Below are 18858 nucleotides of genomic sequence, written 5' to 3'. Positions count from 1 at the left end.
GCGTCATCGTCCCGGTCGGACACCCGCACTGCGGGCGCGCCCGGCACCGAAGGCGCGCGCGGTCACCGACCCGCCGGGCGTGGTCCCGTCCACGCCGATCGGCGAGCCTTCCGCCGGCGTCCTCCGTGTTCGGAAGACAGAGCGCGACGGGCGATCTCGCCGTCCGAACCGAACTTCACGAGCAACGCCAGCAGAGCGCTGCGATGCTCGGCGTCGATCGGCGTGCCCACCTGTCCGTCCCGTGCTCCGAGGTACGAGGCGGCCCGCGCGGCGTCGATCACCTCCGCGATGGACGGGCTCTTGCGCAACGGGAGATCGCGAAGCCGCCGGGCGAGGTCGACGACCTCGCCGATGATCGTCTCCTCGACGTCGGGGGCGCGGACCGCGACGATGTCCCGCTCGGTCTGCGGATCCGGGTAGTCGACCTGGAAGTGCAGGCAGCGACGTTTGAGCGCGGGCGAGAGTTCGCGGGTGTCGTTGGAGGTCAGGATGACCCACGGCGACGACCGTGCCGTGAACGTCCCGAGTTCGGGGACCGTCACCTGGCGCTCGGCGAGGACCTCGAGCATCACCGCTTCCATCGCCTCGTCGGTGCGGTCGATCTCGTCGACGAGCAGGACCGTCGGCGAGGGCGACGTGATGGCCGCCATCAGTGGCCGGGCCACCAGGAAGTCTTCGGTGTAGACGCCGACCTCGGCGCGCGCCAGCGCCGAACTCGCGGCCGAGAGGGTCGTCTCGGCGGCGAGTTCCGCACTGATGCGATCGCGCAGCATCTGCACATGGAGAAGCTGTCGTGCGTAATCCCATTCGTAGAGGGCACGCGACTCGTCGAGACCCTCGTAGCACTGCAGCCGTACCAGCTCGCGCCCCGAAGCCGCCGCCAACGCCTTCGCCAGCTCCGTCTTGCCGACCCCGGCCGGCCCCTCCAGCAGGAGGGGCCGGTCGAGGAGCGTCGCGAGATGGACGACGACCGCGAGTTCCGGACCGATCAGGTAGCCCTGCTCACCCAACGCGTCGGTCAGCTCCTCCACGGACGGGAAGGAACGGCTGTCCGGGGTGATGTCCCGGGTGATGTCCTCGGCGGTTTCCCGAGGTGCGCACACGTGCGTCATCGGATGTCGGACTCCTTGTCGGCCTGCGGTTCTCGGAACAGTCGGGATCTCGGATCAGGCGGGCGAGCGGGCGGATCAGTAGCTGCCGGTGAAGGCGTGCGCCACCATCGGGATCAGCGACTCGACGGTGCTCTCCCGCGGGTTGCCCGGCGTGCACCAGTCGTCCATCATGTGCTCGGCGATGGCGCGGATCTGCTTGTCCGAGGTGTCCATGGTCTCGCCGCGGCCCTCGTACTTGCCGGTGTTCATCCGGTTCTTGTCGTAGCTGCTCGTCGACAGCTGACCGAAGTTGTCGGGGATGCCGAGGTCTTTGCCCAAGCGGATGGCCTCCTCGACGGCGGCGTCGGCGGCCTGGACCGTCGTCATCTTCGATGTGTCGACACCGAGCAGCGCGGCGATCTCGGCGTAACGCTCGTAGCGAGACGGCAGGTTGTACTCCCAGACGCGGGGAAGGGCGATGGCGTTGTTCAGCCCGTGATGGCTGTCATAGAACGCGCTCACCGCATGCGACAGCGAGTGCACGAGACCGAGGCCGCCGGAGTTGAACGCCTGCGCGGAGATGTACTGCGCGTACATCATCCCGGTGCGGGCCGCCAGGTTTCGCGGGTCGTACACGGCGGTGCGCAGATGGTCGCGGATCAGCTCGATCGAGTACTTGGCATTGCCCAGCGAGGGTGCGAAGTCCAGACGCGACACGTAGGGCTCGCTCGCGTGCGCGAGCACGTCGAAACCGCAGAAGGCGGTGAAGTGCTCGGGGCACGTGTAGTAGAGCAGCGGGTCGTCCATCGCCAGGTCGACGAGGCAGGTGTCGTCGAAGGCCACCCATTTGTGCGGCTTGTTCATGTCCGAGGTATCGGTGATGACGTAGGCCCAGGAGGTCTCCGAGCCGGTGCCGGCCGTCGTCGAGACCGCGATGTGCTTCGGATTCTCCTTGTTGGTGGCCTTGGAGAAGCCCTCGAACTCGTTGATGTTGCGGCCGTCGTGGGCGATGACCATACGTGCACCCTTGGCGGCGTCGTGGCTGGAGCCGCCACCGACCGAGATGATGCCGTCGCACTTCTCCGACTGGTAGAGGGCCGCGGCGTCCATGCAGTTGTAGTCCTTGGGGTTGGACTCCACCTGGTCGTAGAGCACCACGTCGACGCCCTGGTACTCGATCTTGCCGATCAGCTCCTCGATGATGCCGGAGCCGCGTAGACCCGTCGTCATCAGGAGCGCACGGGTCATGCCCAGGTCCTTGGCCTCGACACCGAGCATGTCGTGCGCGCCGACACCCAGCTTCGCCTTCGGGAACGGGTGGAACTCCTTGATCGGGAAGTCCCAGATCTGGTTCAGCTCAATGGCCATGGTGGTGAACTCCTTGTGACGGTTGGTCTGTCACAACGAGAATGTCGTCCAGATCACAACCGGGACAAGGGGTCCTGCCCGTCCTCGACCAGAGTGCACCCGGCCGGACGGGCCGGTACCTGTCCGATCGGACAGGGTTCAGTCGCGCACGCGCTCGATCTCACCGCCGAGACTGCGCAGGATCTCCACGAAGTGCGGGTACCCGCGGTCGATGTGCTCGACGTCGTGTACTTCGGTCACGCCGTCGGCGACGAGCCCGGCCAGCACGAGGCCGGCGCCCGCCCGGATGTCCGAACACCAGACCGGCGCACTCGACAGGTGGTCGATCCCGCGGATGACGGCGTGGTGGCCGTCGGTCCGCGCATCCGCACCGAGACGGACCATCTCCTCGACGAAGCGGAACCGGGCCTCGAAGACGTTCTCCGTGATCACCGACATGCCGTCGGAGATGGCGGCGAGGCCGATCGCCATCGGCTGCAGATCGGTGGGGAATCCGGGAAACGGCAGGGTCGAGACGTTGACGGCGGTGGGCCGGCGATCGTGCCGGACCCGGAAGCCGTCGTCGAAGGTGTCGACCACCGCGCCGGTGTCGCCCAATTTGTTCAGAACCAGCTGCAGGTGTTCGGGTTTCACGCCGCGCACGGTGACGTCACCGCGCGTCATGGCGGCCGCAATCCCCCAGGTGGCACCGACGATGCGGTCTCCGACCACCCGGTGTGTCGTCGGATGCAGCCGGTCCACACCGACGACGGTCAGCGTCGAGGTGCCGGCGCCGTCGATCTGTGCGCCCATCTGCTGCAGCATCACGCACAGGTCGACGATCTCCGGCTCGCGGGCGGCGTTGTCGATGGTGGTCTGTCCCTCGGCGAGCACGGCGGCCATGAGGATGTTCTCGGTCGCCCCCACCGACGGGAACTCCAGCGCGATCGGTGCGCCGACCAACGTGTCGGCCTCGGCCACCACGCAGCCGTGCTCGATCGAGCTGGTGGCGCCCAGGGCGCGCAGACCCGCCTGGTGCATGTCGAGCGGCCGCGACCCGATCGCGTCTCCGCCGGGCAGCGCCACGACGGCTCGGTGACAACGCGCCATCAGCGGGCCGAGGACACAGACCGAGGCGCGGAACTGCCGGACCGCCGCGAAGTCGGCGTGGAACTTCGGCTCCGCCGGCGCCGTGATGGTGACCGTCTCGCCGTCCATGTCGACGACCGCACCGAGACCGCGGAGAACGTCCGCCATCAGCGGGACATCGGCGATCTCGGGTGCGTTGGTCAGCACGGTCGTCCCCTCGGCAAGGAGGGCCGCGGCCATGAGTTTCAGGACGCTGTTCTTCGCGCCCCCCACTGCCACCTCGCCGGACAGACGCGCTCCCCCGGACACCAGAAACCGATCGCTCACGACTGCCACCTTAACCGTCCGGGGTCACCGGCCCACCGGCCAGTACGTCCTCCGACCGTGCGTCCGATCCCGTGGGTCCGGCGCAGTACATTCGACGCATGGCGGTACACCTGACGAGGATCTACACCCGAACGGGCGACGACGGCTCCACCGGGCTGAGCGACTTCTCCCGGGTGCCCAAAACCGATCCGCGTGTCGTCGCCTACGCCGACTGTGACGAGGCGAACGCCGTCATCGGTCTCGCCCTGGCACTCGGGGGTGACGTCCCCGACGACCTCCGGGAAGTGCTCACGACCGTCCAGAACGACCTCTTCGACGCCGGCGCCGACCTCTCCACGCCGGTCGTCGACGACCCCGAGTACCCACCGCTGCGCATCGCGCAGGATTACATCGATGCCCTCGAGCGCTGGTGCGACTCCTTCGGTGTCGATCTGCCCGCACTGGACTCGTTCATCCTGCCGGGCGGCACACCGCTGGCTGCCCTGCTGCATCAGGCACGTACGGTGACCAGACGGGCCGAGCGCTCGGCGTGGGCCGCGGTCGCCGCCCACCCCGACGACACCAGCCTGCTGCCCGCGAAATACCTGAACCGGTTGTCGGATCTGCTGTTCATCCTGTCGCGGGTGGCGAACCGCACTCGCCCCGCCGCGGGAGGCGACCAGCAGGGCGCGAACTCGCCCGGCGACGTCAAGTGGGTTCCGGGCGGCAACCGGCAACGTCCCCCGGCGCGGCCGGAATCCTAGGCGCTGCGGCGCCGCTGCGATCTCGCGGACTGCCGGGATTCGAGCCAGGACTGGAACGCGGTCACCGCACCCGGGCCCATCGCCAGTTCGTAGTCGTCCTCGGCGCGGCCGGCGGTCTGCACCTGCAGGATGAGCATGCCGTCGAGGATATCCGTCTCGGTGCCCTCGGGGGCGCGACGACCGGAGATCTCCATGCCCTGTCGTGCGAACGTCACGTTCGGCCCCGGTTTCAGCGACGTGAGCCGGTAGTAGCGCAGAGAGTCGTCGCTGTAGTGCACGGTGCCGTGACGCCATCCCTGGTCGACGCCGGCCGGCACCGTGCGCAGCAGGACCGGAGTACCCGCGCGTCGGAGTTGCGCCAGACGCAGCGCCAGGAAGCCACACAACAGGAGCGCCACCGCCAGCAGCACACTGAGCATCACGACCGCCAGCGACATCACCTACTCCTTCGTGCAGTCACCGCGGATAGGCGAAGCGTCGAACCCGGTAGGGCTCCAGACGGCTTGGGCTGCATACACGCGGGACAGGGGGCTGTGGAACAAGCATGCCAGAACGTGCACATGAGACGCCAAACGACCTCGGCAGGCCATCGGAGAATTCCGATGGCCGGCCGAGGTCGGTCGTTGACCCGAACCGCTCGCGCGGCTCGCTCTACCGGGAAAGGTGTTGTGCCGCAGTCAGACGCGCGTGAGCACGGTGGTACTCGGGCGAATCCGGCTCCGCCTCGTCGAGCGCGGTCTTCTCCGCGTTGACGTCGACGTCGTCGGCCCAGTCGGCCGACTCCGCCAGCACCGTGACGGCCTCGCCGGTGACGGAGAGGAACCCGCCCTCGACCGCTGCCGCACGACGGTTGCCGTTCTCCTCGACGATGACCACGAAACCACCCGGGACCAACTGGCCCAGGAGCGGCTCGTGGTTGGCCAGGACACCCAGCTCACCGACGGTGGTCTGCGCGATCACGAACGTGGCCTCTCCCGAGTACAGGCTCGAATCCGCGGAGACAACCTCGACGTGGAAGGACTTCTCAGCCATGGCGAACCGCTACTTTCCGCTGATCTTGGCGGCGGCGGCCTCCACGTCGTCGAGTCCACCGCAGCTGTTGAACGCCTGCTCGGGCAGGTGGTCGAACTCGCCCTTGGCGACACGGTCGAAGGCCTCGATGGTGTCGGCGAGCGGGACGACCGAGCCCTTCTGGCCGGTGAACTTCTCGGCGACGAGGAAGTTCTGGCCGAGGAACTTCTGGATACGGCGCGCACGCTGCACCGTGACCTTGTCCTCTTCGGAGAGCTCGTCCATACCGAGGATGGCGATGATGTCCTGCAGTTCCTTGTACTTCTGCAGGATGCGCTTGACCTCGTTGGCGACGCGGAAGTGCTCGTCGCCGACGATCGACGCCTCGAGGATGCGCGAGGTCGAGGTCAGCGGGTCCACGGCGGGGTAGATACCCAGCTGCGAGATCGGACGCGAGAGCTCGGTGGTCGCGTCGAGGTGCGCGAACGTCGTGGCCGGTGCCGGGTCGGTGTAGTCGTCGGCGGGGACGTAGATCGCCTGCAGCGAGGTGATCGAACGGCCCTTGGTCGAGGTGATGCGCTCCTGGAGCTCACCCATCTCGTCGGCCAGGGTCGGCTGGTAACCCACCGCGGACGGCATACGGCCGAGGAGGGTCGAGACCTCCGAGCCCGCCTGCGTGAAGCGGAAGATGTTGTCGATGAAGAGCAGCACGTCCTGGTGCTTCACATCGCGGAAGTACTCCGCCATGGTCAGCGCCGACAGCGCCACGCGCATACGCGTGCCCGGCGGCTCGTCCATCTGACCGAACACCAACGCGGTGTCCTGGAGAACGCCCATCTCCTCCATCTCGAGGTGGAGGTCGGTGCCCTCACGGGTGCGCTCACCGACGCCGGCGAACACCGAGGTGCCGGAGAACTCACGCGCGATACGCGTGATCATCTCCTGGATGAGGACGGTCTTGCCGACGCCCGCACCACCGAACAGACCGATCTTGCCGCCCTTGACGTACGGGGTCAGCAGGTCGATGACCTTGATGCCGGTCTCGAGGATCTCGGTCTTGCCCTCGAGCTCGTCGAAGGCCGGCGGCTTGCGGTGGATGCTCCACTGCTCGCCGTCGCGACCCAGGCCCGGGCTGTCGAGGCAGTCACCGAGGGCGTTGAACACATGGCCCTTGACGACATCACCGACCGGCACGACGATCGACTTGCCGGTGTCGGACACGGCCGCGCCGCGGACCAGGCCGTCGGTCGGCTGCATCGAGATCGTGCGCACCAGGTTGTCACCGAGGTGCTGCGCGACCTCGAGGGTCAGGGTCTTGGCGACCGAGGAGAGAGCGACCTCGGCGTGCAGGGCGTTGAACAGTTCAGGAATCGAGCCCCGCGGGAACTCGACGTCGACCACGGGGCCGATGATGCGGACGACCCGCCCGTCGGCGGAACCCGCCGACTGCGCGGAGGGGGTTTCTACTGCTGCGGTCATGGTGCTTGGGTCACTTCCTCTTTATCGAAGTATGGGTTCTCGTCGATCCGGACTCGGCTGGCGCGCACGCTAGTTCGCCAGTGCGCTCGAGCCGCCGACGATCTCGCTGATTTCCTGGGTGATCTGGGCCTGGCGGAGCTGGTTGGCCTCGCGCGACAACGACTTGGACAGTTCTTCGGCGTTGTCCGTCGCGGCCTTCATCGCGGTGCGGCGCGCGGCCGACTCCGATGCCGACGAATCCAGCAGCGCCGCGTAGACCCGCGTCGCCACGTACTTCGGCAGCAGCGCGTCGAGCAGGGCGTCGGCCCCGGGTTCGAAGGTGTAGTTGCGCGACGGCGTGTCGTCGGACGAATCCTCGTCGTGCGACACGACCAGCGGGGCGATCCGCCGGACCTCGGGCACCTGCGCCAGCATCGACTGGAACCGCGTGTAGACCAGGTGCAGCTCGTCGACACCCTCGAGGGTGCCGTCTCCTTCTGGGCGCTCGACCTCGGTGCCCGATCCTGCCTGGAAGAGGTCCACCAGGAAGCTGGTCGCCGTCGCCGCGTCCGAGTACTGCGGTGACTCCGAGAAGCCCGTCCACGAGTCCGAGATCTCCAGACCCCGGAAGCTGAAGAACCCGACACCCTTGCGACCCATGACGAACAGGACCGCTTCCTTGCCTTCGTCGCGCAGGAGCGCGATGAGTTCGCGGGTCGCCTTGAGCACGTTCGCGTTGTAACCACCGCACATACCGCGGTCGCTGGTCACGACCAGGATCGCCGCGCGCTTCGGGTTCTCCCGCTCGTTGAGCAGCGGGTTGTCCAGCGATCCCGAGTTGCTCGCCAGCTCCGAGAGCACGGCGGTCATCTCCTGCGAGTACGGCTTGGCCGCCGCCACCCGTCCCTGGGCCTTGGTGATACGCGAGGTCGCGATCAGTTCCTGAGCCTTGGTGATCTTCTTGGTCGACTGGACCGACCGGATGCGTGAGCGCAGCTCACGAATGCTGGCCATGAGCCCTCACCCCTTCCTTTTCGCGATGTCCGTTGACGTCTGAGATCACTTGCGGATCTTGATCTCTTCGTTCTCGACGTTGTCGGCATCCATCGCCTCGGCCTCGGCCTCGTTGACGACGCGACGGCCGTCGTGGGTGAGGTAGCCGTTCTTGAACTTGTTGGTCTCGGCGATCAGGGCCTCGGCCTGGTCGTCGCTGAGCACCTTGCCGCCGGCGATCGAGTCGTAGACACCGGTCGCGTTGTGGTGCAGGTGGCTCAGCAGCTGGGTCTCGAAGTTGCGCACGTCGTCGACCGGGACCGAGTCGTAGTGGCCCTCACCGCAGAGGTAGATCGAGACGATCTGATCCTCGACCGAGAAGGGGCTGTACTGGTCCTGCTTCAGCATCTCGACCCAGCGGGCACCGCGCTCGAGCTGTGCCTTCGAGGCGTCGTCGAGGTCGGAGGCGAAGGCCGAGAAGGCCTCCAGCTCACGGAACTGGGCCAGCTCCAGACGCAGCGATCCCGAGACCTTCTTGAGGCCCTTGGTCTGGGCGGCGCCACCGACGCGCGACACCGAGGTACCGACGTTGATGGCCGGTCGAACACCCTTGTTGAAGAGGTCCGACTCCAGGAAGACCTGGCCGTCGGTGATCGAGATGACGTTGGTCGGGATGAACGCCGAGACGTCGTTGGCCTTGGTCTCGATGATCGGCAGACCGGTCATCGAGCCGCCGCCGAGCTCGTCGGACAGCTTCGCGCAACGCTCCAGCAGACGGGAGTGCAAGTAGAAGACGTCACCGGGGTATGCCTCGCGGCCCGGCGGACGACGCAGCAGCAGCGAGATGGCGCGGTAGGCCTCGGCCTGCTTGGTCAGGTCGTCGAACACGATGAGGACGTGCTTGCCCTGGTACATCCAGTGCTGGCCGATGGCCGAGCCGGTGTACGGGGCCAGCCACTTGAAGCCGGCCGAGTCCGAGGCGGGAGCCGCGACGATGGTGGTGTACTCCATCGCGCCCGCCTCTTCGAGGGCGGACTTGACGCCGGCGATGGTCGAACCCTTCTGACCGATCGCGACGTAGATGCAGCGAACCTGCTTGGTGGGGTCGCCGGTCTCCCAGTTGGCCTTCTGGTTCAGGATGGCGTCGATGCAGACCGCGGTCTTGCCGGTCTTGCGGTCGCCGATGACGAGCTGACGCTGTCCGCGGCCGATGGCGGTCATGGCGTCGATGGCCTTGATGCCGGTGGCGAGGGACTCCTCGACCGGCTGGCGCTCGAGCACGGTGGCGGCCTGCAACTCGAGGACGCGCTGCTCGTCGGCCTCGATGTCGCCCTGGCCGTCGATCGGGGCACCCAGCGGGTTGATGACGCGTCCCAGGAACGCATCACCGACGGGGACGGAGAGCACGTCGCCGGTGCGGCTGACCTGCTGGCCTTCTTCCAGGGACTCGTAGTCACCCAGGATCACGGCGCCGATCTCGTCCTCGTCGAGGTTCAGTGCGACGCCGAGGACGCCGCCGGGGAACTCGAGGAGCTCGTTGGCCATTGCGCTCGGAAGGCCGCTGACGTGGGCGATGCCGTCCGAGGTATCGGTGATGATGCCGACCTCGTCACGCGACGCTTCGGCTTCGAACGACGAGACGTACTGCTCGATCGCTCCCTTGATCTCGTCTGGTGAGATCGTCAACTCCGCCATGGGTTCTCGTCTTTCCTTGATGTGGCTCTGAGTCTCGAAGGCTCTGAGCTCTGGGCTTCGTGGGTTCGGGTGTGTCGGGGTGGTCGTCAGCGCGGCAGCGTCTCGGCGGCCTTGGCCAGCCGTGTCGCGACATCGGCGTCGATGACCTCGTCGCCGACACTGATCCGGAGACCGCCGAGCAGTTCCGGGGCGATCTCGGTCTGCACCGAGATGGTCCGACCGTAGATTCCGCCGAGCACGCCCGACAGTCGATCGATCTGGGCATCGGACAGCGGTGAGGCGGACACCACGTGGGCGACCGACTCGCCGCGACGGGCGGCGGCCAGCTCGGCGAGCTGATCGACAGCGACGTCGGCGGCCTGGCCGTGCAGCAGGCGCACGGTCGAGGACAGCAGCGTCCAGGTGTGGGTGCCGACCTTGTCGCCGACCAGCTTCTTCAGCAGGTCGACGCGCTTGTCGGCGTCCTTGCCGTGGTCGGACAGCAGCGAGGACAGCTGCGGGTTGGCCTCGAGGACTCGGCTCACCCGGAAGAGCTCGTCCTCGACCTGCTCGATGACCCCGTCGCGTTCGGCGGCGGTGAGGACGATCAGGGAGTTCTGACGACGCAGACCGACGACGAAGTCGCTCGACGACGACCACCGCTGACTCGACGCGGTCGCGAGCACCTCGACGACGACCGGGGCGAGCTTGCCGTCGAACAGACGGTGCACCATGGCCTTCTTGCCCTCGGGGTTCTCGTCGTCCTCGACCAGGCGCTTGCGCAGCACCGGGTTCTCGCCGAGGAAGTTGATGGCCGCGGTGAGGTCACCCGAGGCGTCGGCCAGTGCCGAACCGTCGAGATCGATTGCCGCCGAATCGAAGTGCTCCGACACGGCGAGAGCGGCGTCGCGGCTGGCGGCACGCATCGCGTGCAGACCGACGAGCGAGGCGCTCGAGGGAACCGCGTTCGCCGAACCCGACGACATCTCCTGGAGTTCGTCGATGACCCGATCGACGCTGGCCGCCTGGGCCGAGTCGTCGGCGAGATGGTTGCGCACCAGTTCGCCGGCCTTGTCGACCGCGGTGAGTCCGAGATCGGTGCGCAGCTGACGAACGAGGTTGGCGCGCACCAGGGCGACCTGGTTGCGGCCGTGCTCGGAGATGCGCTTGACCTCGTGGTCGGCCTGTGCGCGGATGTCGGAGGTGATCGCCTCGGCGTCGGCCGCGGCGTCCTTCTGCATCTGTTCCGCCTCGGCCTTGGCCTCGGCGACCGCCTTCTCGCGGGCCTGCTTGCCGTCGGCGACGCGCTTGGCAGCGGCCTCGCTCTCGGCGAGCTGCTGACGCACGGTCTCCTGTCGATCCCGCATCATCTTCGCCACCGGCGGCCGGACGTACTTCCACAGGAGGAAGAGGATGACCGCGAAGCCGAAGAGCTGAGCGATGAAGATCGCGGGGTCGAACGCAGCACCGATGTCGTGCAGCCAGGTGCCGATGGGGCCCTGGTCGGATTCGGTCTCAGTGTTGGCAGCCATGATCAGTTCACCGCTCCGCTCGTCGATCGGGTATCGGAAAGAGTTGCCGAGTCGACACCGAGCACACGCGCCGCAAGCGTCTTGGCGAGTGCGTCCACATCAGCTGCAGCCGTCGAGGCGGCCTGCTCACCCTGCGTCGCCAGCTCGGAGCTGGTCGACTGCAGGGCGGCGTCGGCCTCGGCGGTCGCTCGCTGCTTCATCTCGTTCAGCTGTTCCCGCCCCTGGGCGCGAGCATCGTCGCGCTTGGCGGTGGCCTCACCGCGCGCTTCCTTGAGGAGCGAACGGAACTGGACGTCCGCATCCTCGAATTCGGCGGCGGCGGTCCGGTTGTCCTCCACGGTGCGGTGGATCATCGCGTCCCGCTCCTCGAGGACCTGCTGGATCGGCGGAACCACGAACTTGCGGATGACCAGCAGCAAAATCACGAAGATGAGCAGGACAACGAAGAACGTTCCATTCGGGAGCAGGAAGTTCTCTGCAGCAAGCGTCATTGTGGTGAGGTGTCGTTTCTACTCGGCGACAAAAGGGAGAGCGACGATCAGCCGGCGCTGATCGGGGTGGCGAACACGAAGAGCGCCATGAAGGCCAGGTTGATGAAGTAGGCCGCCTCGACCAGACCGACGGTGATGAAGAACGGGGTGAACAGGCGACCCTGTGCCTCGGGCTGGCGAGCGATACCGGCGATCAGCTGGCTACCGGCCAGACCGTTACCGATACCGGCACCGACGGCGCCACCGGCCATGATCAGGCCGCCACCGATGAGTGCGCCGAGGCCAATCATTGGATCCATTGTGATATTTCCCTTTCGTTGCTGACATCTGGTGTGTCAGGTCTGGAGTTGCGCCGACAGGTGCCGGAGCAGGTCGTCATGTTCGGTTGTGGGCGCGGCCGTGTCCGTCTCCGCGCGGTGCCCTGGTTCGGGCGGGTCAGTGATCCTCGGTCTCCATCGACTGCGAGAAGTAGAGGATCGTCAGCAGCGCGAAGATGAACGCCTGGATCAGACCGACGAAGAGCTCGAAGGACTTCCAGATCGCGTTGGGCGCCCACATGATGTACGGCGGGAAGAGTGCGATCAGGGCGACCATCATGCTGCCGGCGAAGACGTTGCCGAAGAGTCGCAGCGAGAGCGAGATCGGCTTGGTGAACTCCTCGATGACGTTGATCGGCGCGAGGAATGCGACGTGGCCCTTGATGATCCGCTTCGGGTGACCCAGCAGGCCGCGCTTCCGGAAGCCGGCGATCTGGTACCAGACGAAGACGAAGAGCGCAAGGGCGTAGGCGAAGTTCACGTCCGCGGCCGGCGGCTTGAGGATCTCGTGGTGACCGACCTGGACCGGCAGGATGGACAGCCAGTTGGAGATCAGGATGAAGGTGAAGAGCGAGACCGCGAGCGGGAGAACGTAGGGGGCGATCTTCATGCCGATGGCACTCTCGACCTGCCCACGCATCTGGATGGTGATGGCCTCCCAGAACAGCTGCACACCCGACGGCACGCCGGTCGAGGTGACCTTCGACTTCAGGTAGAACGCCAGCGCGAGCATGATCGCCGCGGCCAGCGCCGTCGCGATGATGGTCTCCAGGTTGAAGGTCAGTCCGAACAGCTCGAATTTGGTGTAATGACCCACCTGAATGGCCGGTTCGCCATCCTCTGCGGCAAGGTTGAAGGCGGTCGTCATGGTTGGCTACGAAGTCCTTTCATCACCGGAATGACCGTGTTCAGCACCAAGACCACTTGGCCGATGGCGAGTCCGAACATCGCGCCCAACCCGTCGGGTTGGACCAGGAAAGCCGCCAGCAGCGCGAGCGCCGTGATGGCACCGAGTCGCATGGCGGAGTTGAGTGCAAGGGCGGTCTTGCGCGGGTTCTCGTCGGCGACCACGACGTCGACGGCACGTCGGACGAGGATCGCGTTGACGAAGATCCCGGCGACACCGAGAAGGAAGAACACCGCGAAGAGCGGATGTCCGACGGCGAGCGAGACGGCAGCCACCACCACGATGAACCCGCCCGCGATGAGCGCGGGGCGGCGGAGTCCGGTCGGCGCCTGGGGATAGACGGGGGCCGAATCAGGGGCAGATGCGGTCATGTCCCTCCTCAGCTCTCCTACTCCATACCGATGGCACGGATCACCCGCGTACGTGCAGCAGCACATGGCCGCTGGGCGTCAGCTCGCGTTTCGTTGTGACCCTACCAACACCGTTCTTGGTGTCTCACCGGGGGGTATTGCGTCGTGTGAGACAGAACCGGGGCTTTGTGTCCGGGCCTGCGCACATGTTGACTACTACGGGCGATAGTACACGAAAATTTACGGTTTCCTTACCTTAGGCCGAGGTACCGCCATCACGGTAACCACAGGGTCGCCGGACACCGGTCAGTGGTACGCCTTCGTCGACGTTCGCAGTTCGGCGAGGCGTCGATGCAGGCGCGGCGCCATCGTCACCAGCATCGCGACGACGAGGCCCGCACCGAAGGCCGGCGCGACGACCGACAGCGGGAACAGCGTGCTGGCCGCCGCCGAGAACGCGAGAACCCCGACCCACAGATAGATGATCAGCGCGACCCGGCGCTGCGAGTGCCCGAGTTCGAGCAGCCGGTGGTGCAGGTGCATCTTGTCCGGGGTGTAGAAACCGACGCCGGCCCGGGTCCGCCGGATCACCGCCAGCAGCATGTCGAGCATCGGGATGAAGACGACGGCGGCGACCAGGATCAGCGGGGACAGCAGCGTGAAGATGTCGGCCGGTCCGTAGGCGTTCACGGCGATACGGCCCGAGGCGCTCGTGGAGGCCGCGGCGAGCAGCAGACCGATCAGCATCGCACCCGAGTCACCCATGAAGATCCGTGCGGGCGAGAAGTTGTGCGGCAGGAATCCGAGGCACGCGCCGGCCAGTGCCACCGAGATGAGGGCCGGGGGGTAGTAGCTGACGTCGCCGCCCTGGTCGCGCAGCAGACCGAGCGAGAACATGCAGATCGCCGCCGCGGCGATGAGTCCCAATCCCGCGGCCAGACCGTCGAGGCCGTCGACGAAGTTGATCGCGTTGATCGTCGCGACCGTGATCGCGACCGTGAGGAGACCGGCCTGCAGCGGGTCGAGCACCAGCGTGCCGATGTCGGCGAACGGGATGTAGAGCTGCAGCCAGCTGATGCCGAGCAGCACCAGGACGCCGGCGGCGGTGAGCTGACCGACGAATTTGGTCAGCGCGTCCAGGCCCCACCGGTCGTCGACGACGCCGACGAGGACGATCACCGTGCCGGCGGCGATCACCGCCGTCATGTCCGTGGTGTAGGCGAAACCGCGATTGAGCGCGGGGAGGTTCGCGGCGAGCGCGATCCCGGCGACCACCCCACCGAACATCCCGAGCCCGCCGAGGCGAGGTGTCGGGATCACGTGCACGTCGCGGACCCGCGGCACGGCGACCGCGCCGGCGCGGATCGCGAAGACGCGGACCGCCGAGGTCAGGAGGTAGGTCATGGCCGCGGCCGTGAGCCCCACGAGCAGGAGCTCGCGCAGAGGAACGCCCGTCCCTCCCCCGTCCGCGGCGGCGGCGAGCAACACCGGTGCGGCACCGGTCATCGCGCCACCACCGGTGTCAGACGGGCAAGGGTCTCCGACATTGCGACCACGCTACCCGTAGGCCAGTGCGGCGATCTCGCGACGGATCCGCTGGTGTGTCTCACGGTCGCGCGTCGACATCGCGGCGGCCATCGCGTCGGCGACGATCGGATGCATCGCGGCGGTCATGCCGCGCTCGGTGGCCACCGGCGTACCGATCCGGATCGCCGATCCCTCGGAGACGGGGCGGGTGTCGAACGGGAGGACCGCCTTGTCGACGACGATCCCGGCCGCGCCGAGCCGGTGCTGCGCCTCCATCCCGGAGATGCCGAAGCCGCTGACGTCGACGACCGCGAGGTGGATGTCGGTGCCGCCGGACACCACCCGGGCGCCCCGAGAGGCCAGTTCCGTGGCGAGACCGCGGGCGTTGTCCACCGCACGACGGACGTAGCCGGCGAACTCGTCGGTACCGGATTCCGCGCAGGCGACCGCCTTCGCGGCGACGGCGTGCATCGCGGGACCGCCCTGCACGAACGGGAAGACCGCCTTGCGCAGGGCCTCGCCGTGTTCGGCCCGCGCGAGGATGACCCCGCCGCGCGGACCGCGGATCACCTTGTTGGTGGACAGGGTGACGATGTCGGCGTGCGGCACCGGCGAGGGCAGCAGGCCGGCCGCGATGTGCCCGGCGAGATGTGCGGCGTCGACCCAGAGGATGCACTCGGCCTCGTCGGCGATCCGGCGCAGGGTCGGGAAGTCGAACGTCCGCGAGTAGGACGCGGCGCCGGCGACGAGGATGCGGGGGCGGTGCACCAGCGCGAGATCCCTGACCTGGTCGTAGTCGACGAGTTCGTCGTCGCGGCGGACCTCGTAGTGCAACGGCGAGAACCACCGCCCGGAGAAGTTCGCCCGAGAACCGTGCGTCTGGTGGCCGCCGTGTTCGAGGCGCAGCGCGAGCACCGGGTCTCCGGGCTGGGCGAAGGCGGCATAGACGGCGAGGTTGGCCGCACTGCCCGACAGCGGCTGGACATTGACGTACTCGGCGCCGAACAGCGCACGGGCCCGGCCGACGGCGAGCTCCTCGAGCTCGTCGGCCACGTCACAACCACCGTGGTAGCGCGCCCCGGGATACCCTTCGGCATACTTCGCGTCGAAGACCGACGCCATCGCGGCCCGCACCCCGGGCGTCGGATCGGTCTCGCTGGCGAGCAACTGCAAGGTGTCGCGGCGCCGGCCGACCTCGCGGCTCACCATGGCGTCGACCGCGGCGTCGCCGGTCGGGGCGCCACCCGCCTCGACGCCGTGTGGTCCGGACCTCGGCGCGTCGGGGCTCATCGCTCCGCGAGCAGTGCGGCCGGGTCGGTGTCGAGTACGTCGGCGACGGCGTCCGTCGAGACCGCACCCTCGCGCAGGATGCGCGGACTCGGCCCGGAGACATCGACGATCGTCGACGCCTGCGCGGCCGGCGCCGGGCCACCGTCGAGATACACGGCGATCTCGTCGCCGAGTTGTTCGCGCGCCTCGTCGGCGGTGGTCGCCGGCGGACGCCCCGAGACGTTCGCGCTCGAGACCGCCATCGGCCCCACCTCGCGCAGCACGTCGATCGCGACCGGGTGCAGCGGCATCCGGAGCATGACGGTGCCGTCGGTGTCGCCGAGGTCCCACGCCAGCGAGGGTGCTTGTCGGACAACCAGACTCAGGCCGCCCGGCCAGAAGGCCTCGATCAGGTCGCGTGCGGGCTGCGGGACGGACAGGACCAGGCCGTCGATCGAGTACCAGGAACCGACCAGGACCGGCACGGGCATGTCGCGTCCCCGGTGCTTGGCCGCGAGGAGTGCACCGACGGCGTCGGAATCGAAGGCGTCGCAACCGACTCCGTAGAGCGTGTCGGTGGGCATCACGATCAGCCGTCCGGCTTTCGCCGCCCCGACCGCCGCCCGAATCCCCGACCAGCGGTTCTGTGGATCGTTGCAGTCGAAAACAGTGCTCACGCGATCATCCTGCCATGCCGCGTCCGACGGACCCGGCTGCCGTCGGCGCGCCGTCACGAACCTCGGCCGGCCGTCAGATCCGTGTGCCGGGTGACTTCCTCGAAGTCGCCGTGCGCGTGCAGGCACGACACGACGGCGTCGGCGGTCGTGTCGTCGTGTTCGATCCCGACGACGCCACCCGGCGTCAGCGTGCGGGCGATGACCGGCACCATCGGCACGATGACCGACATCCCGTCCGCGCCGCCGAAGACCGCGCGAGCCGGGTCGTGGGCGACCTCGGGTCCGACCACGGCGTCGAGCGGCACGTAGGGCGGGTTCGTGACCAGGACCGACACGCTGCCGGCCGGGACGGCTCCCGCGACCTGATCCGGATCGGTGACGTCCGCGGCGACGACGTCGACCCGTGACCCGACGGCCGGTGTCGCGTCGGCGACGTTGCGACGCAACCACACCAGCGCATCCTCGTCGGCCTCGATCGCCACGACCCGGGTCGCCGGACTCATCGCGGCGATGCCGATCGCCAGTGCCCCACTGCCGCTGCAGAAATCAGCCGCGAAATGCGATCCGGGGGTGGCGCGGAGTCGGTCGACCGCCCATTCGAGGAGGTACTCGGTCTCCGGCCGGGGGATGAACACCCCGGGGCCGACGGCCAGCTCGACGGGGCCGAAGGCGGCGGTCCCGATGATGTGCTGCAAGGGAATCCGCTGCGACCGCTGGTCGATCGCCGACCGGAACGCGCGGGCCGGCGCGTCGTCGATCGTGTCCACCAGCACCAGTCGGCCCGCATCGATCCCGAGCACGTGCGCCATCAGCCATTCGGCGTCACGGCGTGCGGAGTCGATCCCGGACGCGGCGAGACGGGCGGTCGCGGCACGCAGTTCGTCCGACAACGGGGTCGGCCTGCCGGTCACGACTCCTATTCCGCTTCCATGCGGGCCTGCCGGTCCGCGGCGACGAGCGCGTCGAGCAGGTTGTCCATGTCACCGGCGAGCACCGCGTCGAGATTGTTGGCCTTGTAACCGATCCGGTGATCGGTGATGCGGTTCTCGGGGAAGTTGTAGGTCCGGATCCGCTCGGACCGGTCCACGGTGCGGATCTGGGCCGCACGACCCTGCGCGGCGGCGGCCTCCGCCTCTTCCTCGGCTGCGGACTGCAGCCGGGCGGCGAGGACCTGCATCGCGCGCGCCTTGTTCTGCAACTGCGAACGTTCGTTCTGGCATGTGACGACGATTCCGGTGGGCAGGTGGGTGATCCGGACCGCCGAATCGGTGGTGTTCACGCCTTGGCCGCCCTTGCCGGACGAGCGGTAGACGTCGATGCGCAGTTCCGATTCGTCGATCGTCACCTCGGCCACCTCTTCGGGCTCGGGGTAGATCAGCACCCCGGCCGCCGACGTGTGGATGCGGCCCTGCGACTCGGTGACCGGCACCCGCTGGACGCGGTGCACACCGCCCTCGAACTTCAGTCGCGACCAGACCCCGTCGCGCACGGCCTCTTTCGACTTGATCGAGAAGGTGGCCTCTTTGTAGCCGCCGAGATCGGACTCGGTCACGCCGAGCACCTGCGCCTTCCAGCCGTGACGCTCGCAGTACTTGAGGTACATCCGGGCCAGGTCCGCCGCGAACAGTGCCGATTCCTCGCCGCCCGCACCGGATTTGATCTCCAGGACCACGTCGTCGGCGTCGTGGGGGTCGCGCGGGGCGAGCAGGTCGGTCAACGTCGCGTCGAGTTCCTCGACGGCCTCTTCGAGAGAGGGGATCTCGGCGGCGAACGACGCGTCATCGGCGGCCAGTTCCCGTGCGGCCTCGAGATCCTCGCGTGCCGCCTTCAACCGGGTGTAGGTCGCCATGACGGGCGCGAGCTCGGCGAATCGCTTACCGACGCGACGGGCCGCGGCGGGATCGTCGTGCAGGGCGGGATCGGCCAGCTGGCGTTCGAGACCCGAGTGCTCGGCCAGGATGTCGTCGATGGCCGAGGGACTCTGCGTACTCATGAAGGCGACCTCACTTGTCGACCGGCGCACGCCGGATGATCGGCGACACCGGGAAGAACTCT

At 67.8% G+C, this 18858-nt stretch carries 17 protein-coding genes and 2 pseudogenes; 1 reads left to right on the top strand and 18 read right to left on the bottom strand.

Annotation, left to right across the window (positions count from 1 at the left end):
- Window positions 1–3: 3 nt before the first annotated feature.
- The 3 genes and pseudogenes from QAD21_RS09295 to murA form a co-directional block, all read right to left on the bottom strand.
- A pseudogene (locus tag QAD21_RS09295) lies at window positions 4–1112 on the bottom strand (MoxR family ATPase).
- Window positions 1113–1187: 75 nt separating this feature from the next.
- Complete coding sequence (mdo, locus tag QAD21_RS09290) at window positions 1188–2459, bottom strand: NDMA-dependent methanol dehydrogenase (protein WP_004021262.1); 1272 nt, start codon at window positions 2457–2459, stop codon at window positions 1188–1190.
- Between the two features lie 138 nt (window positions 2460–2597).
- The gene (murA, locus tag QAD21_RS09285) at window positions 2598–3854 is read right to left on the bottom strand and encodes a UDP-N-acetylglucosamine 1-carboxyvinyltransferase (protein ID WP_205333585.1); all 1257 of its coding nucleotides are present in this window, start codon (window positions 3852–3854) and stop codon (window positions 2598–2600) included.
- Between the two features lie 98 nt (window positions 3855–3952).
- On the opposite strand from murA, the gene QAD21_RS09280 reads away from it, so the two are divergent.
- On the top strand, window positions 3953–4597 hold the full coding sequence (locus tag QAD21_RS09280; protein ID WP_055474985.1) for a cob(I)yrinic acid a,c-diamide adenosyltransferase: 645 nt from the start codon (window positions 3953–3955) through the stop codon (window positions 4595–4597).
- Here the strand turns inward: QAD21_RS09280 and QAD21_RS09275 are convergent.
- The 15 genes and pseudogenes from QAD21_RS09275 to prfA all read right to left on the bottom strand — a co-directional run bounded on the left by QAD21_RS09275 (window position 4594) and on the right by prfA (window position 18796).
- Window positions 4594–5034: a DUF2550 domain-containing protein gene (locus tag QAD21_RS09275; protein WP_055474986.1), complete on the bottom strand. Its 441-nt coding sequence runs from the start codon at window positions 5032–5034 to the stop codon at window positions 4594–4596. The genes QAD21_RS09280 and QAD21_RS09275 overlap by 4 nt on opposite strands.
- A 214-nt stretch (window positions 5035–5248) precedes the next feature.
- Complete coding sequence (locus tag QAD21_RS09270) at window positions 5249–5629, bottom strand: F0F1 ATP synthase subunit epsilon (protein ID WP_055474987.1); 381 nt, start codon at window positions 5627–5629, stop codon at window positions 5249–5251.
- Between the two features lie 9 nt (window positions 5630–5638).
- Complete coding sequence (atpD, locus tag QAD21_RS09265) at window positions 5639–7087, bottom strand: F0F1 ATP synthase subunit beta (RefSeq protein ID WP_010842985.1); 1449 nt, start codon at window positions 7085–7087, stop codon at window positions 5639–5641.
- Window positions 7088–7156: 69 nt separating this feature from the next.
- Window positions 7157–8080: a F0F1 ATP synthase subunit gamma gene (locus tag QAD21_RS09260; protein WP_055474988.1), complete on the bottom strand. Its 924-nt coding sequence runs from the start codon at window positions 8078–8080 to the stop codon at window positions 7157–7159.
- 45 nt (window positions 8081–8125) lie between these two features.
- Entirely contained in the window at window positions 8126–9754 is a 1629-nt protein-coding gene (atpA, locus tag QAD21_RS09255) for a F0F1 ATP synthase subunit alpha (protein ID WP_055474989.1), read from the bottom strand.
- Between the two features lie 86 nt (window positions 9755–9840).
- A complete protein-coding gene (locus QAD21_RS09250; protein WP_055474990.1) occupies window positions 9841–11265 on the bottom strand; it encodes a F0F1 ATP synthase subunit B/delta in 1425 nt (474 codons plus the stop codon).
- Between the two features lie 2 nt (window positions 11266–11267).
- Window positions 11268–11756, bottom strand: coding sequence for a F0F1 ATP synthase subunit B (locus tag QAD21_RS09245; RefSeq protein WP_055474991.1), 489 nt, complete (start codon window positions 11754–11756; stop codon window positions 11268–11270).
- A 47-nt stretch (window positions 11757–11803) separates the two neighbouring features.
- Window positions 11804–12055 (bottom strand): F0F1 ATP synthase subunit C, encoded by a 252-nt coding sequence (locus tag QAD21_RS09240; protein ID WP_004021252.1) that lies wholly within the window; start codon window positions 12053–12055, stop codon window positions 11804–11806.
- A gap of 136 nt (window positions 12056–12191) precedes the next feature.
- The gene (gene atpB / locus QAD21_RS09235; protein ID WP_055474992.1) at window positions 12192–12941 is read right to left on the bottom strand and encodes a F0F1 ATP synthase subunit A; all 750 of its coding nucleotides are present in this window, start codon (window positions 12939–12941) and stop codon (window positions 12192–12194) included.
- Window positions 12938–13351 carry a hypothetical protein gene (locus QAD21_RS09230; RefSeq protein WP_004021250.1) on the bottom strand — a complete coding sequence of 138 codons (414 nt, stop codon included), beginning with the start codon at window positions 13349–13351 and terminating at the stop codon, window positions 12938–12940. Before QAD21_RS09230 ends, atpB begins: the two co-directional genes overlap by 4 nt.
- 285 nt (window positions 13352–13636) lie before the next feature.
- Window positions 13637–14836, bottom strand: coding sequence for an MraY family glycosyltransferase (locus QAD21_RS09225; RefSeq protein WP_055474993.1), 1200 nt, complete (start codon window positions 14834–14836; stop codon window positions 13637–13639).
- Between the two features lie 51 nt (window positions 14837–14887).
- Complete coding sequence (locus QAD21_RS09220) at window positions 14888–16147, bottom strand: serine hydroxymethyltransferase (RefSeq protein WP_084817209.1); 1260 nt, start codon at window positions 16145–16147, stop codon at window positions 14888–14890.
- On the bottom strand, window positions 16144–16803 hold the full coding sequence (locus QAD21_RS09215; RefSeq protein WP_055474994.1) for an L-threonylcarbamoyladenylate synthase: 660 nt from the start codon (window positions 16801–16803) through the stop codon (window positions 16144–16146). The genes QAD21_RS09220 and QAD21_RS09215 overlap by 4 nt, the downstream gene beginning before the upstream one ends.
- Before the next feature lie 39 nt (window positions 16804–16842).
- Window positions 16843–17714, bottom strand: a pseudogene (locus tag QAD21_RS09210) (HemK/PrmC family methyltransferase); the annotation flags it as partial.
- A 5-nt stretch (window positions 17715–17719) separates the two neighbouring features.
- Window positions 17720–18796 (bottom strand): peptide chain release factor 1, encoded by a 1077-nt coding sequence (gene prfA / locus QAD21_RS09205; RefSeq protein WP_055474996.1) that lies wholly within the window; start codon window positions 18794–18796, stop codon window positions 17720–17722.
- Between the last annotated feature and the right edge of the window lie 62 nt (window positions 18797–18858).

Source organism: Gordonia sp. SMJS1 (assembly GCF_029866425.1).
GTDB lineage: Bacteria > Actinomycetota > Actinomycetes > Mycobacteriales > Mycobacteriaceae > Gordonia > Gordonia hongkongensis.
Note: the sequence above shows the minus strand (reverse complement) of the source record. Positions and strands in the feature narration are given on the sequence as shown.

Excerpts from the sequence above, each read along its gene's own strand:
- atpA (WP_055474989.1), bottom strand. The coding sequence starts at position 9,754 with ATGGCGGAGTTGACGATCTCACCAGACGAGATCAAGGGAGCGATCGAG.
- QAD21_RS09275 (WP_055474986.1), bottom strand. The coding sequence starts at position 5,034 with ATGTCGCTGGCGGTCGTGATGCTCAGTGTGCTGCTGGCGGTGGCGCTC.
- QAD21_RS09260 (WP_055474988.1), bottom strand. The coding sequence starts at position 8,080 with ATGGCCAGCATTCGTGAGCTGCGCTCACGCATCCGGTCGGTCCAGTCG.
- QAD21_RS09270 (WP_055474987.1), bottom strand. The coding sequence starts at position 5,629 with ATGGCTGAGAAGTCCTTCCACGTCGAGGTTGTCTCCGCGGATTCGAGC.
- mdo (WP_004021262.1), bottom strand. The coding sequence starts at position 2,459 with ATGGCCATTGAGCTGAACCAGATCTGGGACTTCCCGATCAAGGAGTTC.
- atpD (WP_010842985.1), bottom strand. The coding sequence starts at position 7,087 with ATGACCGCAGCAGTAGAAACCCCCTCCGCGCAGTCGGCGGGTTCCGCC.
- atpB (WP_055474992.1), bottom strand. The coding sequence starts at position 12,941 with ATGACGACCGCCTTCAACCTTGCCGCAGAGGATGGCGAACCGGCCATT.
- QAD21_RS09240 (WP_004021252.1), bottom strand. The coding sequence starts at position 12,055 with ATGGATCCAATGATTGGCCTCGGCGCACTCATCGGTGGCGGCCTGATC.
- QAD21_RS09280 (WP_055474985.1), top strand. The coding sequence starts at position 3,953 with ATGGCGGTACACCTGACGAGGATCTACACCCGAACGGGCGACGACGGC.
- prfA (WP_055474996.1), bottom strand. The coding sequence starts at position 18,796 with ATGAGTACGCAGAGTCCCTCGGCCATCGACGACATCCTGGCCGAGCAC.
- QAD21_RS09220 (WP_084817209.1), bottom strand. The coding sequence starts at position 16,147 with ATGAGCCCCGACGCGCCGAGGTCCGGACCACACGGCGTCGAGGCGGGT.
- QAD21_RS09245 (WP_055474991.1), bottom strand. The coding sequence starts at position 11,756 with ATGACGCTTGCTGCAGAGAACTTCCTGCTCCCGAATGGAACGTTCTTC.
- QAD21_RS09250 (WP_055474990.1), bottom strand. The coding sequence starts at position 11,265 with ATGGCTGCCAACACTGAGACCGAATCCGACCAGGGCCCCATCGGCACC.
- QAD21_RS09230 (WP_004021250.1), bottom strand. The coding sequence starts at position 13,351 with ATGACCGCATCTGCCCCTGATTCGGCCCCCGTCTATCCCCAGGCGCCG.
- QAD21_RS09225 (WP_055474993.1), bottom strand. The coding sequence starts at position 14,836 with ATGACCGGTGCCGCACCGGTGTTGCTCGCCGCCGCCGCGGACGGGGGA.